Origin of the sequence: Alcaligenes endophyticus, from assembly GCF_026344035.1 — a bacterium.
Classification (GTDB): domain Bacteria; phylum Pseudomonadota; class Gammaproteobacteria; order Burkholderiales; family Burkholderiaceae_B; genus Alcaligenes; species Alcaligenes endophyticus.
Genome location: NZ_JAPKND010000001.1, coordinates 164,990 through 180,695 on the forward strand (window position 1 = coordinate 164,990; position 15,706 = coordinate 180,695).

The 15,706-nt window shown below is 51.3% G+C and carries 16 protein-coding genes; 6 read left to right on the forward strand and 10 right to left on the reverse strand.

What is annotated here, in order from left to right; genetic code table 11:
- Window positions 1–45: 45 nt before the first annotated feature.
- From OSH01_RS00700 to OSH01_RS00720, 5 genes are read left to right on the forward strand one after another with little or no spacing between them, the layout of a single operon-like run.
- On the forward strand, window positions 46–1,197 hold the full coding sequence (locus OSH01_RS00700) for an ABC transporter substrate-binding protein (protein ID WP_266122136.1): 1,152 nt from the start codon (window positions 46–48) through the stop codon (window positions 1,195–1,197).
- A gap of 21 nt (window positions 1,198–1,218) precedes the next feature.
- Window positions 1,219–2,100, forward strand: a complete 882-nt coding sequence (locus OSH01_RS00705; protein WP_266122137.1) for a branched-chain amino acid ABC transporter permease — start codon at window positions 1,219–1,221, stop codon at window positions 2,098–2,100.
- A gap of 5 nt (window positions 2,101–2,105) precedes the next feature.
- Window positions 2,106–3,098, forward strand: coding sequence for a branched-chain amino acid ABC transporter permease (locus tag OSH01_RS00710; RefSeq protein WP_266122138.1), 993 nt, complete (start codon window positions 2,106–2,108; stop codon window positions 3,096–3,098).
- Window positions 3,095–3,841 (forward strand): ABC transporter ATP-binding protein, encoded by a 747-nt coding sequence (locus OSH01_RS00715; RefSeq protein WP_266122139.1) that lies wholly within the window; start codon window positions 3,095–3,097, stop codon window positions 3,839–3,841. Before OSH01_RS00710 ends, OSH01_RS00715 begins: the two co-directional genes overlap by 4 nt.
- Window positions 3,838–4,548, forward strand: a complete 711-nt coding sequence (locus OSH01_RS00720; protein ID WP_266122140.1) for an ABC transporter ATP-binding protein — start codon at window positions 3,838–3,840, stop codon at window positions 4,546–4,548. Before OSH01_RS00715 ends, OSH01_RS00720 begins: the two co-directional genes overlap by 4 nt.
- 2 nt (window positions 4,549–4,550) lie before the next feature.
- On the opposite strand, the gene OSH01_RS00725 is transcribed toward OSH01_RS00720, so the two are convergent.
- The 8 genes from OSH01_RS00725 to OSH01_RS00760 all read right to left on the reverse strand — a co-directional run bounded on the left by OSH01_RS00725 (window position 4,551) and on the right by OSH01_RS00760 (window position 12,458).
- Window positions 4,551–5,585: an L-threonylcarbamoyladenylate synthase gene (locus OSH01_RS00725; RefSeq protein ID WP_266122141.1), complete on the reverse strand. Its 1,035-nt coding sequence runs from the start codon at window positions 5,583–5,585 to the stop codon at window positions 4,551–4,553.
- The gene (locus OSH01_RS00730; protein ID WP_266122142.1) at window positions 5,578–6,765 is read right to left on the reverse strand and encodes a 5-(carboxyamino)imidazole ribonucleotide synthase; all 1,188 of its coding nucleotides are present in this window, start codon (window positions 6,763–6,765) and stop codon (window positions 5,578–5,580) included. Before OSH01_RS00730 ends, OSH01_RS00725 begins: the two co-directional genes overlap by 8 nt.
- Window positions 6,766–6,792: 27 nt before the next feature.
- Window positions 6,793–7,308: a 5-(carboxyamino)imidazole ribonucleotide mutase gene (gene purE, locus OSH01_RS00735; protein ID WP_266122143.1), complete on the reverse strand. Its 516-nt coding sequence runs from the start codon at window positions 7,306–7,308 to the stop codon at window positions 6,793–6,795.
- 62 nt (window positions 7,309–7,370) lie between these two features.
- A complete protein-coding gene (locus OSH01_RS00740) occupies window positions 7,371–8,252 on the reverse strand; it encodes a phosphoribosylaminoimidazolesuccinocarboxamide synthase (RefSeq protein WP_266122144.1) in 882 nt (293 codons plus the stop codon).
- Window positions 8,253–8,368: 116 nt separating this feature from the next.
- Window positions 8,369–9,433 (reverse strand): class II fructose-bisphosphate aldolase, encoded by a 1,065-nt coding sequence (gene fba / locus OSH01_RS00745; protein ID WP_266122145.1) that lies wholly within the window; start codon window positions 9,431–9,433, stop codon window positions 8,369–8,371.
- 84 nt (window positions 9,434–9,517) lie between these two features.
- The gene (gene mog, locus OSH01_RS00750) at window positions 9,518–10,138 is read right to left on the reverse strand and encodes a molybdopterin adenylyltransferase (RefSeq protein ID WP_266122146.1); all 621 of its coding nucleotides are present in this window, start codon (window positions 10,136–10,138) and stop codon (window positions 9,518–9,520) included.
- A gap of 89 nt (window positions 10,139–10,227) precedes the next feature.
- Entirely contained in the window at window positions 10,228–10,986 is a 759-nt protein-coding gene (locus OSH01_RS00755; RefSeq protein WP_266122147.1) for an SDR family oxidoreductase, read from the reverse strand.
- A gap of 35 nt (window positions 10,987–11,021) precedes the next feature.
- On the reverse strand, window positions 11,022–12,458 hold the full coding sequence (locus OSH01_RS00760; RefSeq protein WP_266122148.1) for an aldehyde dehydrogenase family protein: 1,437 nt from the start codon (window positions 12,456–12,458) through the stop codon (window positions 11,022–11,024).
- A gap of 72 nt (window positions 12,459–12,530) precedes the next feature.
- Between OSH01_RS00760 and OSH01_RS00765 the strand changes: the two genes are divergently transcribed.
- On the forward strand, window positions 12,531–13,373 hold the full coding sequence (locus tag OSH01_RS00765; protein ID WP_266122149.1) for an NAD-dependent epimerase/dehydratase family protein: 843 nt from the start codon (window positions 12,531–12,533) through the stop codon (window positions 13,371–13,373).
- Between the two features lie 53 nt (window positions 13,374–13,426).
- On the opposite strand, the gene OSH01_RS00770 is transcribed toward OSH01_RS00765, so the two are convergent.
- A complete protein-coding gene (locus tag OSH01_RS00770) occupies window positions 13,427–14,617 on the reverse strand; it encodes a phosphoglycerate kinase (protein ID WP_266122150.1) in 1,191 nt (396 codons plus the stop codon).
- 73 nt (window positions 14,618–14,690) lie between these two features.
- Window positions 14,691–15,704 (reverse strand): type I glyceraldehyde-3-phosphate dehydrogenase, encoded by a 1,014-nt coding sequence (gene gap / locus OSH01_RS00775; protein ID WP_266122151.1) that lies wholly within the window; start codon window positions 15,702–15,704, stop codon window positions 14,691–14,693.
- Window positions 15,705–15,706 lie beyond the last annotated feature (2 nt).

A 15,706-nucleotide genomic window follows, 5' to 3' on the forward strand; every position in this document is an offset into this window, starting at 1 on the left:
CCGTTCTTAGCAGTGCCATACCCTATACAATAATCAGGAGACATTATGCATATCCGGATCCACACCCTTAGCTTGGCCTGTGCGCTAGCACTAGGAACAAACGCGGCACTGGCCGATGTAAAAGTAGGTTTTATGCTGCCCTATAGCGGCACCTATGCTGCATTGGGACAGGCCATAGAAAACGGTTTCAAGATGTATGTCGACGAACAAGGTGGCACGCTAGCGGGTCAAAAAATACAATACTTCCAGGTCGATGATGAGTCTGACCCTTCCAAAGCGACAGACAACGCTAATCGCCTGATAAAGCGTGATCAGGTTGATATTCTTATCGGTACCGTACACTCTGGCGTGGCTATGGCTATGGCTAAAGCCGCTACGGGCAGCGATACCACTCTTATTATTGCCAATGCCGGTGCAGGCGCTCTGACTGGGCCCTTATGTAATCCTGCCGTGTTTCGCACATCGTTTACCAACTGGCAACCCGCGTTCGCGATGGGGCCCGTTGCTCTAGACAAAGGCTATAAAACGGCGGTATCAGTAACATGGAATTATGCCGCTGGTAACGAGGCTATCGAGGGTTTTAAGGAGTCCTTCGAAGAAGGGGGCGGTAAAGTGGTGAAGGAGCTCAAACTCCCTTTCCCCAACGTTGAGTTTCAACCCATACTCACAGAAATTGCTGCACTCAAACCTGATGTGGTGTTCACTTTCTTTGCGGGTGGTGGTGCCGTTAAGTTCGTCCAAGACTATGCCGCGGCTGGTTTAAAGACACCCTTGCTAGGCAGCGGCTTTCTCACCGATGGCACACTCAAAGCACAAGGGCAATCTGCTCAAGGCCTGCTCACTACCTTACATTACGCCGACGGACTTAATACACCTAAAGATAATGCATTCCGCACTGCCTATAGTCAGCGCTATCCCAATATGGCACCTGATGTCTACGCCGTCCAGGGATATGACGCAGGCCAACTCTTGGCGGCAGGCCTAGAGGCCGTAGAAGGTGATGTGCAGCAAAAAGGCAAAATGCGTGATGCCATGCGTGCCGCCACCATTGACAGTCCGCGCGGCTCGCTTACCTTTTCCAAAGCAGGCAATCCGATTCAGGATATCTATTTGCGCCAAGTGGACGGCGAACAAAACATCAGTTTGGGTGTAGCAGTAGAGAAACTGGCCGACCCGGCACGCGGCTGCAAACTGTAATAGCAACGCTGGAGCATCACCATGGACCCGGTCATATTTTTGATTCAAAGCCTCAACGCTATTCAATATGGACTACTACTGTTTCTGTTAGCCAGTGGTCTGACCCTGATTTTTGGCATCATGGGTATTATTAACCTAGCGCATGGCAGCTTTTACATGATCGGGGCCTATATGGCTTTCGCTCTACAACCCTTTGCTGAGCAGTATTTGGGCGGCAGCTTTGTTCTTAGCATACTATCTTGCGTACTTTTAGCTGCATTGCTTGGCTACTTTATGGAGTGGTTTTTCTTTAGCTACCTGTATACCCGTGATCACTTACAACAAGTACTGATGACCTACGGCCTGATATTGGTTTTTGAGGAATTACGTAGCCTAGCCGTCGGCAATGATGTACACGGCGTTAGTATCCCCGCTTGGCTAAGTGGCTCAGTGCAGTTAGGGGATGTCATGACCTATCCCACTTACCGACTCTTCATCTCTGCTGTTTGCATACTGGTCGCCCTTGGAATGTATTGGGTACTGACGCGTACACGCTTAGGCATGCAAATACGAGCTGGAGCCAGTAATCGTGAAATGATCAGTGCTCTGGGTATCAACATCACCCAACTATATCGTATCGTTTTTGCCTGTGGTGTGGCCTTAGCAGCCTTGGCGGGGGCCATCGCCGCGCCCGTATCCTCGGTTTACCCAGGTATGGGGCAAAACATTTTAATCATCAGCTTTGTGGTGGTCGTCATTGGTGGAATAGGCTCTATCAAAGGAGCATTTATTGCCGCCATGTTAATCGGTTTTGTTGACACATTTGGGCAAATCTTCTTTCCTAAAGGGGCCGGTGTTTTCATCTATGTACTGATGGCTATTATTCTATTGCTCAAACCCAATGGGCTCTTTCGTCAGGGGTAAACATAATGCCAACACACAAATTATTTTTGCCCCCACTCCTGCTTACCCTGGTCTTAGCTTGCGCCCCTTGGCTACTCAATGACTATTATTTGGCCTTGGCCAACAAAATACTGATTTACGCCATTTTTGCGTTAAGCCTGCAATTGTTAGTGGGCGGGGCTGGTTTGGTCAGTTTAGGGCAAGCCGCGTTTTTTGGTATCGCCGCCTACGCCACGGTGCTTTTTAGCCCGGAATACGAAGCCGCAAATCTGTTTTTTGTCTTACCTGCCGCCTTAGTGTGCGCAGGCTTATATGCCGCGCTAACCGGTGCTTTAGTGCTGCGCACTACTGGCATTTACTTCATTATGGTGACGCTCGCATTTTGCCAAATGGTGTATTACGTTTTTCACGATACCTCTATGGGGGGCGGCAGCGATGGCATCTACTTATATATACGGCCAGAATTTCGGCTAGGCGATCTCTACACGCTAAGCCTAGACAGCGCGACCCATTTCTACCTGTACTCACTGGCTTTACTCGCCCTAAGCTGGCTGTTTTTATCGTTTTTGATGCGTTCTACGTTTGGCGCCGCTCTCACAGGTATTCGTCTGAATGAACAACGCATGCGTGCCCATGGGTTTCATACTTTTCAGTATAAATGGGTGGCCTATATCGTAGCAGGCATCATCGCCGCCTTAGCGGGTAATCTTTATGCCATGCGCGATGGCTACGTGAATCCAGAGCTACTAGCCTGGGAACAGTCTGGGCTAGTGCTACTTATGGTCATACTAGGGGGTAAGGGGCGCTTATGGGGGGCAATTGCAGGCGCCGTAGCGCTCACCTTGCTTCAGGAGCTTTTCCAGTCCAACGCCATTATGGGCAGTTGGGCCAATCATTGGCATCTAAGCTTTGGCTTGAGCATCATTGTGCTGGTTGCCTTACTACCTAACGGCTTAGTAGGTCTGGCTACACGTCGTATGAATCTGGCTACCGCCCCCTCAGTGAAGGAAGAGCGATGAATATCCAATTAAGCGTCCATAAGCTCAGCCGCCACTTTGGCGGCCTCAAAGCGATTGATAACGTGTCGCTACATTTACAGAGCGGAATATTGCATGCCGTCATCGGCACTAACGGAGCCGGAAAATCCACCCTGATTAACCTGATTTCGGGCGAACTTGCCCCAAGCCAAGGACAAATCATACTCAATGAGCAAGATATTACGCTTTGGTCACAGCCCAAACGTGCGAAAGCAGGTTTAGGACGTAGCTATCAACGCACCACCCTTTTTGACGAGCTCAGCGTCTATGAGAACTGCCGCTTGGCTGCACAGGCCAAACAAGAACAGTTTTGGCATTGGTGCAAATCAGCCGCCGACTGTAAGCAAAGTAAAGCATTCGCCGAGCACGCCTTATCGCTGGCAGGCTTGAGCAGCGATGCTCACTTGATCGCGGGTACCCTTTCACATGGGCGTAAACGACAGCTAGAAATTGCCATGAGCCTAGCGACTCAACCCAGCGTTTTATTGCTTGATGAACCCCTAGCCGGCATGGGGCCGGAAGAAAGCGAACATATGCTGTCTTTACTCAATAAGCTTAAACAAGAGCACGCGATTTTATTGGTTGAGCACGATATGGATGCCGTATTTAAAGTCGCAGACCAGATTACCGTTATGGTCAATGGTCAAATGCTGGCCAGTGGCAGGCCTGAGGCCATCCGCGCTAACCCGCAAGTACAAGAGGCCTATTTAGGGGAGACGGCATGAAACGTTTATTAGAAGCTCGCGATATACATGCCTATTATGGCGCAAGCCATATCCTACAAGGGGTGGACCTCACCATTCAAGCAGGTGAGTCGATCGGCTTACTAGGGCGTAACGGCATGGGAAAAACCACGTTAATACGCAGTTTGATGGGATTACTGCGCTCTAAGCAGGGCACCATTCATATTCAAGGTAAAGACTGCAGTCAAGCGAATCCGCATAGTATTGCTCGCTTGGGAATAGCGTATGTTCCCGAGGGGCGAGGAGTTTTTCCTAATTTAAGCGTCAAAGAAAATCTACTCGTCTCCGCTCGTAAGGGCCATAAAGGTCGCCAAGAATGGGACTACGAACGGGTACTGCACACCTTTCCGAGGCTATCGGAACGCCTACAACATGGGGGGCAGCAACTATCTGGCGGCGAACAACAAATGTTATCCATAGGCCGCGCCTTAATGACAAACCCTGATCTGATTATTTTAGATGAAGCGACCGAGGGCTTAGCGCCGCTCATTATTGCTGAGATCTGGCAAACCATCGCCACTATACGTGCTACCGGGGTATCAACGCTAATTGTGGATCGCAATTATCGCCAAGTGTTGGCACATACTGATCGCTGCGTAGTGATGAATAAAGGGCGCATTGTATCTCAGGGGCTGAGCCAAGAGCTGGCCGAAAACAGCCAGGCACTCACTCAGCACTTAGGTGTCTAAAGCTATTGCTCAAAGGCAGCGGCGGCACGCCCTAGGCGATCATTTACCGCTAGCCAAGCAGGGGTGTTAGGGCAGGCTTGAATCCAGATTTTCTGATATTGCCCCTGATCAAGGCGTCGTAAGGTGGCATACAAAAGCTGCGCATAACGCTCCGCCTCATCAGCACATACATACCAAGCCAAATTAGGGGCTACAAACGGTGCTAAGGCGGGGAAAGCCAAAACTGCTTGGGGCTCCCCGCTTTGCTGGATCTGCTCTCGTAACTGTTCCACTTGATTCGCATCAAACAGAGCCAGCTCAGTATGCGGCGCATAATGGGCTTTTAAGCTACCCGACACTTGAGGGGCCTGCTGATCGGGCATTAAAGGCTCTACGCCTAGCACCTGGCTTAACATGGCCACAGTGATGTGCCCGGGACGCAATAAAACCGGGCCAACACCCTGATCAATACGCGATACGTCCACTATGGTGGACTCTATACCTACTTGTGCATCGCCTGCGGCCAAAATATAGAGCTGCTCAGCGTTCAATTCGGGGAACTCAGCCGCAACATGCTGGGCTTGTGTTGGAGACACAGCACCAAACTTATTCGCTGAGGGCGCTGCAACCCCCGCCTGCCCGCTAGGCTTTAACGCCGCCATGCGTCGTAATAACGCTTGGGCTACAGGGTGCGAGGGGCAACGTATCCCTATTGTTGCTTGTCCACCGCTGACAGCATCTGGAATACGGGGATGACGCGGCAAAATCAAGGTTAACGGCCCTGGCCAAAAGGCAGCCATCAGCTTTTCAGCCTGCTCGGGAACACGACTAACCCAATACGATAGATCAGCCTCGGGGTGCACATGCACAATTAAAGGATGATTAGAGGGTCTGCCTTTCGCCGTATAAATGCCTTGAACTGCCACAGGATTTTCAGCGTCTGCTCCCAGCCCGTAGACAGTTTCGGTAGGAAAGGCGACTAGCCCCCCCTCGATTAAACGTTGAGCGGCATACTCAATTTGCTCGTCATACAAGCCAGAGTTAGCTGGGTTACTCATGAAACGCCATACCCAACACGGCTGCCGCCTGCGCTGCGCGTTGATGCACTTGCTCATCATTGGCGCCCAATATATTCACGTGCCCCATTTTTCGGCCATGACGGGGCTCTAGCTTGCCATACAGATGCAAACACACACCCGGTATAGCTAACAAGGCTTGCCAGTCTGGCTCTTGGTATTGCCCCTGCTCATCAAACCACCGCTCCCCCAACAAGTTCAACATAATCGCTGGACATAAGGTGGTAGGACTCCCTAGGGGCAAACCAGTCATCACTCGTACCTGCTGTTCAAACTGACAGGTTAGGGAAGCATCCATCGTGTAGTGTCCACTGTTATGGGGGCGCGGTGCCACTTCATTGGCAATCAAGCGTCCATCGCGCAAGATGAAAAACTCGACGCACATTACCCCGTAATAGCCTAGTTGTTCAGCAATCGCCGCGGCATTACTGCGCGCTTGCTCACACCAAGTGCTGCCCTGTAAGCTTTCACTTACTGTAGACACCGCTAGAATGCCGTCTCGGTGTTCGTTGCGCGCACAGGGGAATGCCTGCACCTGGCCATCTAACGCACGCGCCATAACCACTGATATCTCAAACTCCAGATCCTGCAAAGCTTCCAGCACACAAGCGACACCACCAAATTGCTCGTAAGCTTGCAGTGCTTGCTCACGCGTAGCCACGCGTGCCTGTCCCTTACCGTCATAGCCAAAACGTGCGGCTTTCAAAATTCCCGGAAATAGAGCCTCATCCGCTTGCTCTAGATCGGCCAATGACTCGATGACCGCATAAGGGGCCAAAGGCACGCCCGCCTGCGCAATAAACGCTTTTTCACGGATGCGATCTTGCACAATGCCTACCGCCTCGCCCGAGGGGGTGACACGACGCTGCTGGGCCAAACTAGTAAGCGCCTGCGCTGAGACGTTTTCAAATTCGGTGGTAATGGCTGCACAACGCTCGCTTAAGCTTGCCAAGGCTTGCTCATCGTCGTAGGGAGCGCAGATATGCAAATCAGCTACTACCCCAGCAGGGCTTAAGGGATCAGGTTCAAGCACAGCAACTTTATAGCCTAAGCTTTGCGCGGCATGACAGAACATACGGCCCAACTGACCACCGCCGACCATCCCTAACCAAGAGCCCGGAGCAACCAAGGCAGGGCCGGATGCGGAAATAAAGGTATTCATGTAAATTTTCTTTAACTCAAAACGAGTTTATACGGGTGGCACTACCATGTTACGAGCCACATTCGTTTGGCGCTCACGATAAGCGATTAATTGCGCAGCTAAGGAGTCGTCATGTACCGCTAAATTAGCAATGACGTGTAACGCTGCATTGGCTGCACCTGCTTCGCCAATCGCAAAGGTGGCTACAGGCACACCTTTGGGCATTTGTACAATTGATAATAAAGAATCCTCGCCACGCAAATAGCGCGATGGTACCGGTATACCAAATACTGGCAAATGAGTTAAGGCCGCCAGCATACCAGGCAAATGCGCTGCACCACCCGCGCCGGCAATAATAGCTTTTAGCCCCCGAGCAGGCGCCTGAGCACCATACTCCACCATATCAAGGGGCATACGATGTGCCGACACAACTTGACACTCGTAAGGCACGGCAAACTCTTCCAGTATGGCAACCGCTTGCTGCATGACGTCCCAATCGCTGGATGAGCCCATCACAACCCCCACTACGGGACGCTTACCATCACCGTGCTGCAGACTAGACATTCTATTTTTCCACCATGTAAATATTAGCCCCCACTTGCGCAAGGGCTAAGCAAATAATCACTTTAAGCACTCAGTTTGTCGAGCGCTTCACGATACTTTGATGCGGTTTTCTGAATGACCTCGACAGGCAAGCGCGGAGCTGGCGCTGTCTTATCCCAGTCTTGGGTCTCCAACCAATCACGCACAAACTGTTTGTCATACGAGGGCGGATTGCTGCCCACGGCATAACTATCTGCAGGCCAGAAACGCGAGGAGTCCGGTGTTAGCACCTCATCCATCAAGTGCAGTTGCCCGTGATCATCTAGACCAAATTCAAATTTTGTATCCGCGATAATAATGCCACGACTAGCTGCATAGCTGGCGGCAGTACTATAAAGCTTCAACGTCACCGCACGTATTTGTTCAGCGAGTTCTTGTCCTACTTCAGCCACCACATGTTCAAAACTGACATTTTCATCGTGTGCCCCTAGATCCGCTTTAGCGGCAGGTGTAAACATGGGCTCGGGTAATCGCTGCGCCTGTTGTAAGCCGGCAGGCAAGGCAATACCGCATAGTTGCCCACTGCTTTGGTACTCCTTCCAGCCGGAACCGCTCAGATAGCCCCGCGCTACAGCCTCAACCATGATAGGTTTTAAACGCTTGACCACCATGGCACGGCCGACAACTTGACTCCGCTCGTCAGTGGTAACCACCTCTTCAGGACGTATGCCCGTGGAGTGGTTAGGGACAATATTGGCTAAGCGCTTGAGCCAAAATTCGGTCATGCCCGTTAACACCGCGCCCTTACCTGGGATCGAGTCATCCAAAATGACATCAAAAGCTGAAATTCGGTCGCTAGCCACGATAAGTAACTTATCATCATCCACCGCGTACATATCCCTAACTTTTCCGCGCGCAAGCAGCGGCAGAGACTTGATACTGGATTGATGTAAGGGCTCTTGCACGGTGTCTTCCTTGAAAACAAAAACATCCCGCCTGGCCTTACCAGCGCGGGACGATAAGCCAGACTATGCAAATCCGGCAAAACGCAGGTCTGAACACAATAAGACCTGCATACTAATTACTGTACAACTTGTTTGAGTTGGCCTACAGCATACTGACGCGCAATCTCATCCAAAGGTATCGCTTTAATTTTGGATGCATTACCCGCTGTACCAAATTGCTGATAACGCGCAATACAAATTTGCTTCGCTGCCTCACGAGCAGGTTTCAAGTACTCACGCGGGTCAAACTTTTCTGGATTCTCAAACATAAAGCGCCGGATCGCCGCAGTCATGGCCAAGCGAATATCGGTATCAATATTCACTTTGCGCACACCGTATTTAATGGCCTCTTGAATCTCTTCCACGGGTACTCCGTAGGTTTCCTTCATATTGCCACCAAATTGGCGTATTTCAGCCAATAACTCTTGGGGCACACTCGAGCTGCCGTGCATCACCAAGTGCGTGTTGGGCAAGCGTCGGTGAATTTCTTTCACGCGCTCAATCGATAAGATATCGCCGGTAGGCTTACGGGTAAACTTGTACGCACCGTGGCTGGTACCAATAGCGATGGCCAAAGCGTCAAGCTGTGTACGCTGAACAAAGTCAGCCGCTTGCTCGGGATCGGTTAACAATTGATCCATAGTGAGTTTACCCTCGAAGCCATGGCCATCTTCTTGGTCACCTTCCATGGTTTCTAAGGAACCCAGACAACCCAGCTCGCCCTCTACGGTGACACCTAATTTATGTGCCATATCTACCACTTTACGAGTCACTTCAACGTTGTACTCGTAATCAGCAATAGTTTTGCCGTCTGGCAACAGCGAGCCATCCATCATGACACTAGAGAAACCTAGGTCTATCGCCCCTTGACATACCTCGGGAGACTGGCCGTGATCTTGGTGCATGACTACAGGAATATGTGGATACGATTCAACGGCTGCCTCAATCAAATGGCGCAGAAAGGTTTCGCCTGCGTATTTGCGTGCACCCGCCGAAGCCTGCATGATCACAGGGCTGTCTGTCTCGGCGGCTGCTTCCATGATGGCCTGGACTTGCTCCAGGTTGTTAACGTTGAATGCCGGTATACCGTACTCGTGCTCGGCTGCATGATCGAGCAACTGACGCATGGAAACGAGGGCCATGAATAGACTCCTGAAGACAAAAATAAAATCAATATGATTACCCCAATTTTAATGGGGAATTCAATTTTATGCTGAAACGAATATTTAACTACGAATGGCCGATTTAGGCCTGAATGCCCGTACTATTTCGGGGTGGGTGTCAATATATGGCCCACCAATCAGGTCGATACAATACGGCACCGCAGCAAAAATACCTGGTACTACACTGTCTCCATGGGCATCACGTAAACCTTCCAAGGTTTCCTGTATGGCCTTGGGTTGTCCGGGGAGATTGATAATCAGTGCAGCATGTTTCTCCAGTTCACGAATAACAGCGACCTGGCGCGACAAAATTGCGGTTGGCACAAATTTTAAACTGATTTGACGCATCTGTTCAGCAAAACCTGGCATTTCTCGGGTTGCGACAGCCAATGTTGCTTCTGGGGTAACATCCCGACGCGCAGGGCCAGTACCGCCGGTGGTCAACACCAAGTCACAGCCCATCTGCACGAGCTCACACAACGTCGCTGATATAACCGCCTGCTCGTCACTCACCAAACGCTCTTGGTACTGTGCAGGCTGAACTAACGCTTTTTCCAGCCACGACCGTAAAGCAGGGATACCCTGGTCCTCATACTGCCCACTGGCTGCACGATCTGATACAGAAACCAGCCCCACCAAGAGTTGATCGGGATGCTCGCGCTGTAAAGCTGCCACGGTAGACATAACACTCCTCAAAAATAAAGGGGCCACCATACAGGCCACCCCCTTATTGTACCTTGACACGTGGGCTTAACCCGCCAGTACAACAACGACTACACGCAACGGCCGCCATCAACCTCTAGGCAGGTACCGGTGATAAACCCCGCCTCATCGGAAGCTAAGTACAAGGCGGCCGAAGCGATATCCGCCGGCGTGGAAAAGCGGCCGAGCGGAATGCCAGCTAAAAACTTCTTACGATTTTCTGGCGTGTCAGGCACTCCCATAAACTCTTCGACCAGAGCCGTGTCCCCAATCACCGGATTTACGCAGTTCACTCGTATTTGATCAGGCCCCAACTCAGCCGCCATAGACTTACTCAGAGTAACCACAGCCCCTTTACTACCGTTATACCAAGTGAGACCTGGACGCGGTCGAATAGCAGCCGTAGAAGCAATATTGACAAAGCACCCACTTCCTTGTGCACGGAAATACGGTACAAAATGCTTGGCAGTCCAGTAAATACTCTTCACATTCACGGCATACACACGATCAAATTCCATTTCACTGACTTCAAGCAGTGGACGATTGCGGTGCGTAGTGCCAGCATTATTAACAACTATATGTAAACCTCCGCATTCGCGCAGTGCTACATCTAACAAACCGGCCACGTCATCCCCACGACTTACATCGCAGTGCGCAAAGATGGCCACGCCGCCTTGATTTTGAATCTGTTGAGCGGCGGCTTGCCCCCTCTCATCATCCACGTCAGCAATCAGCACACGCGCACCCTCTTTAGAAAAACGCTGTGCAATGCCCAGACCAAAACCCGAGGCGCCACCCGTCACAATGGCTACTTTATCTTTTAAACGCATATGTACCTCCTTTATTATTTCTTGGCCAAGCTATTTTAATCATGCTTAATCGCCAAGGTTTTAAGCCCTGTAAACGCATACAGGGCCTCAAATCCTTTCTCGCGCCCTATCCCAGACTCGCCGCTGCCACCGAAAGGCAATTCTACGCCACCCGCCGCACCGTAATTATTGATGAACACTTGGCCTGCTCGCAGGCGCCGAGCCAAACGTAACTGACGCGCCCCATCACGCGTCCAAATACCCGCTACCAGGCTGTAAGGCGTACCATTCGCCAAGCGTAAGGCCTCTGCCTCATCGCTAAAGCTCCACGCACAAAGCACTGGACCAAATATTTCCTCTTGGGCCAACACGTGATCTGCAGGCACATCCGCCAGTAAGCTAGGTACTTGGTAATACCCGCCGCGGGGAGCGGTGGACAGCAATCTCCCCTGCGCTACCAGCCGTATTCCATCTTTCTCGGCTAGGGCCAAATACGCCGCTACTCGATCTCGTTGGCGCTCGCTGATCAAGGGACCACAATCCAAGTTTTCTATGGCAGGCCCCACTCGTAATGCTTGAAACTGCTCGGCTAAACGCTCTATCACATCGTTGTACACAGCGCGTTGGATTAAGACCCGGCTGCCGGCTGAACACGTTTGACCCGCATTTTGAATAATGCCGTTCATAATGGCCGGAATCGCCGCATCCAAATCAGCATCTGAAAAAACGATCTGCGGTGACTTTCCCCCTAACTCTAAAGTCACGGGGACGAAGTTTCTGGCAGCTAATTCCGCCACCACGCGACCAGTAACAGGCGACCCCGTAAACGACAAATGATTAATATCGGGGTGCCCCGCCAAAGCAGCACCCGCCTCGGCACCTAGCCCAGTGCAAATATTTAATACTCCAGCCGGCAAACCAGCTTCATGTAATATTTCAGCGACACGCAAAATTGAAAGGCTGGCATCCTCTGCGGGCTTCACTACAGCGCAGTTCCCAACCGCTAAGGACGCTGCAACACTGCGTCCGAAAATTTGCATAGGATAATTCCAAGGCACTATATGGGCAGTTACTCCTAGGGGTTCACGCAACGTCAGCGCTGTCATGCTGCTAGAAATAGGAATGGTTTGTCCGTGCAGCTTATCCACCGCTCCGGCATAAAACTCAAAATAACGCGCTAAAGCGGTGGCATCCGCCTGAGCCTGTTTTAACGGTTTCCCCGTGTCACGCGACTCTATTCTAGCGAGCTCCTCACGCGCATCTGATAACAAACGAGCACATCGAAATAGTAGCTGACTACGAGCCGCACTACTCATATCGCCCCATGGGCCGCTTAAGGCGCGGCGCGCCGCTGCCACAGCCCAGTTAATGTCCACCTCGCTAGAGCGCGCCAAACGAGCATAACGTTCGCCATTGGAAGGGTCTACCACTGGCCATGTCTGCCCAGATTCCGCGCCCAGGCTTTTCCCATCCAGCCAATTACGCAACTCCATATCCGTCTCCCGTTCTCTTGTTTTCTAAGTGTGTACAATTATTGAGAACATTCTACCCAAGGACTCGATACTGTGAATGCTGAAAACCCTACCTTACTTGTGGCTGGTGCGGGCGATCTAGGGCTGCGCGTCGCGCAACAAGCAGCGGATCATCAATGGACTGTGATCGCATTACGCAGACAGCCGCCCCACCACGGCCGTGCGGATATTGAGTGGGTGCAGGCGGATCTTAGCCAACGTGCAGACTTGCGCTTAAAACATCGCCCTATTACGCATGTGGTCTACGCAGCCACCCCCGATGAGCGTACCTCCGAAGCCTATGAAAAAATCTTTATCCACGGCTTGCAACAATTAATTGCTGCGCTATCCCTAGACCATTTGCAGAGATTTGTTTTTATTTCCTCAACAGCCGTCTACGGCCCTAGCACCGAAGTGCTAGACGAAAATTCACGTGCTGATCCTCAAGGCTTTAACGGTAAGACACTATTACAGGCCGAACAGTTACTAGCTCAGTCGCTTGCCTCTCAAGCAATTAGCCTCAGACTATCCGGTCTGTACGGTCCGCATCGCACACAGCTACTCGAACGATTGCGTCAGGGCAAGGCTTACGCTCCTATTGACTCAGCGCATTATGCCAATCGTATCCATATTCATGATGCCGCCCGTGCCGTCTGGCATTTACTCAATATTGCTGCCCCTTTTCCCTGTTATATCGGCACCGACAGCCATCCTTACCCCTTGGCTGAACTCTATGACGAACTGGCTAAGCTCTTACAGGCACCGCCCCCACCCCGTAAAGACTACGCGGAAGGTGGGAAGCGCTTGAGCAATCAAAGACTCTTAAATAGCGGCTTTACCCTAGAGCATCCAGATTCTCTTGTGGCATATGCCGAGCTCATCAAGCAAGGCTCATAAAAAAACCCGCTCTGCTTTACACAGAGCGGGTTGTGATGCTATTGCATCCTAATTTATGCTCTATCTTGTAGTACAGCAACGGCGGGTAAGCGCTTACCCTCTAGGAACTCTAAGAAAGCACCACCGCCCGTGGAGATATAGCCAACTTGTTCAGCAATACCAAAACGAGCAATCGCTGCCAGGGTATCGCCCCCACCCGCAATAGAAAAAGCATCCGACTCAGCAATGGCTTTAGCCAATACTTCCGTACCATGGGCGAACGCCGGAAACTCAAACACGCCTAGAGGACCATTCCACACTACCGTGCCTGCCTGCCGGATAATGTCGGCAATTTGCTCCGCCGTTTGTGGCCCTACATCCAAAATCATATCTTCAGCAGTGACTTGGTCAGCCGCTTTAGTACTTGCCGGCGCATCCTCAGCAAAGTGCGTCGCGCACACCACATCCATGGGGACGGGTACTTCAGCACCACGTTGCTTCATCAATTCAATCACCGCTTTGGCTTCGTCAACTTGCGCTGGCTCAGCCAAGGATTTACCGATAGGCAGGCCACTGGCCAACATAAACGTATTGGCAATTCCACCGCCGACTACAAGCTGATCCACTTTGTCCGCTAAAGCTTGCAAAATACTGAGCTTAGTGGACACCTTAGCTCCACCCACAATGGCCACCAAGGGTCGCTTGGGCTCATGCAACGCACGCCCTAAGGCTTCTAACTCGGCTTGTAACAAGGGGCCCGCACAGGCAACCGGAGCATAACGAGCAATACCTTCTGTAGTGGCCTCGGCGCGATGTGCAGTGCCAAAGGCATCATTCACATAGACATCGCATAAAGCCGCCATTTTTTGCGCGAGCTCCAAATTATTCTTTTTCTCACCCACATTACAGCGGCAGTTTTCTAACAAGACAACCTGCCCTGGTTCAACCACAACGCCATCCAGCCAATTACGACGCAGCTCTACTGGCATACCCAGTAACTCAGAGAGGCGCTGCGCAACAGGTGCCAGGCTATCTCGCTCGCTAAACTCACCCTCGGTGGGACGGCCTAAATGCGAGGTCACCATGACGGCTGCACCAGCATCTAAAGCCATGCGAATAGCCGGCACAGAGGCTCGTACTCGGGTGTCTTCGCTTATTTTTCCATCTTGCAACGGAACGTTTAAATCCGAGCGAATAAAAACGCGCTTCCCACGTAGCGCGTCACTGTCTGCTAGGGCAGATAAAGTCTTAATTTGAGTAGACATGATCATTATTTAGGAACTAGGCAAACACACAACAAGGGCGGGGAAATCCCGCCCTTGTTTGTTACCCAAAAGCTTACTTGGCAGACATGAGTGCAATAGTACTATCGAGCATACGGATAGAGAAAGCCCATTCGTTATCGTACCAAGCAGCAACTTTCACCATGTTGCCACCGGTAACTTTAGTGAGCAACGAATCCACAATACTGGAAGCAGTAGAGTGGTTAAAATCGATAGACACCAAAGGCTCGGTGCAATATTCAAGCACACCTTTCAGATAACCATCCGCGGCAGCTTTCAAAATAGCGTTCACCTCTTCTACCGAAGTGTCGCGTTGCGCCACGAAAGTCAAGTCGACCATCGACACATTAATGGTGGGCACACGTACTGCATAACCATCTAGCTTACCGTTGAGCTCTGGCAGGACCAAGCCCACCGCGGCAGCTGCCCCTGTTTTTGTAGGAATCAGACTGCTGGTAGCAGAACGAGCACGGCGCATGTCTTTGTGGCGTACATCAGTGAGCACTTGGTCATTGGTGTAGGCGTGAATAGTAGTCATCAGGCCACTCACTACACCTAGCTCTTTGTGTAACGGCGCCACAAGCGGTGCCAAGCAGTTGGTGGTGCAGGAGGCATTGGAAATGACGGTATCGGTGCTTTTGAGAATATCGTGGTTCACACCATACACAATCGTAGCATCGACGTCTTTACCGCCCGGCGCCGAAATAATTACTTTTTTGGCACCCGCCTGAATATGCTGGCTAGCTTGCTCTTTGGTAGTAAATGCACCTGTGCACTCAAGCACGACATCAACGTCAAGTTCGGCCCACGGCAAGGTCAAGGCATCACGCTGACTCAACAAGCGAATACGGTCACCATTAACAACCAGATGATCCTCTTCTAGCTGTACATCGGCGTTAAAACGGCCATGTACAGAGTCGTAGCGCGTTAGGTGCGCATTGATGTCTGCACCACCGGATGCATTGATGGCCACAATCTCAATATCATGTTTTTTTCCGTACTCGTAATGGGCACGCAAAATCATGCGTCCAATACGACCATAACCATTAATAGCGACGCGTATCGTCATGT

What these genes read in the sequence shown, in the direction of transcription:
- OSH01_RS00700 (WP_266122136.1), top strand. Translation starts at nt 46, where the DNA reads ATGCATATCCGGATCCACACCCTTAGCTTGGCCTGTGCGCTAGCACTA.
- OSH01_RS00705 (WP_266122137.1), top strand. Translation starts at nt 1,219, where the DNA reads ATGGACCCGGTCATATTTTTGATTCAAAGCCTCAACGCTATTCAATAT.
- OSH01_RS00710 (WP_266122138.1), top strand. Translation starts at nt 2,106, where the DNA reads ATGCCAACACACAAATTATTTTTGCCCCCACTCCTGCTTACCCTGGTC.
- OSH01_RS00715 (WP_266122139.1), top strand. Translation starts at nt 3,095, where the DNA reads ATGAATATCCAATTAAGCGTCCATAAGCTCAGCCGCCACTTTGGCGGC.
- OSH01_RS00720 (WP_266122140.1), top strand. Translation starts at nt 3,838, where the DNA reads ATGAAACGTTTATTAGAAGCTCGCGATATACATGCCTATTATGGCGCA.
- OSH01_RS00725 (WP_266122141.1), bottom strand. Translation starts at nt 5,585, where the DNA reads ATGAGTAACCCAGCTAACTCTGGCTTGTATGACGAGCAAATTGAGTAT.
- OSH01_RS00730 (WP_266122142.1), bottom strand. Translation starts at nt 6,765, where the DNA reads ATGAATACCTTTATTTCCGCATCCGGCCCTGCCTTGGTTGCTCCGGGC.
- purE (WP_266122143.1), bottom strand. Translation starts at nt 7,308, where the DNA reads ATGTCTAGTCTGCAGCACGGTGATGGTAAGCGTCCCGTAGTGGGGGTT.
- fba (WP_266122145.1), bottom strand. Translation starts at nt 9,433, where the DNA reads ATGGCCCTCGTTTCCATGCGTCAGTTGCTCGATCATGCAGCCGAGCAC.
- mog (WP_266122146.1), bottom strand. Translation starts at nt 10,138, where the DNA reads ATGTCTACCGTGGCAGCTTTACAGCGCGAGCATCCCGATCAACTCTTG.
- OSH01_RS00755 (WP_266122147.1), bottom strand. Translation starts at nt 10,986, where the DNA reads ATGCGTTTAAAAGATAAAGTAGCCATTGTGACGGGTGGCGCCTCGGGT.
- OSH01_RS00760 (WP_266122148.1), bottom strand. Translation starts at nt 12,458, where the DNA reads ATGGAGTTGCGTAATTGGCTGGATGGGAAAAGCCTGGGCGCGGAATCT.
- OSH01_RS00770 (WP_266122150.1), bottom strand. Translation starts at nt 14,617, where the DNA reads ATGTCTACTCAAATTAAGACTTTATCTGCCCTAGCAGACAGTGACGCG.
- gap (WP_266122151.1), bottom strand. Translation starts at nt 15,704, where the DNA reads ATGACGATACGCGTCGCTATTAATGGTTATGGTCGTATTGGACGCATG.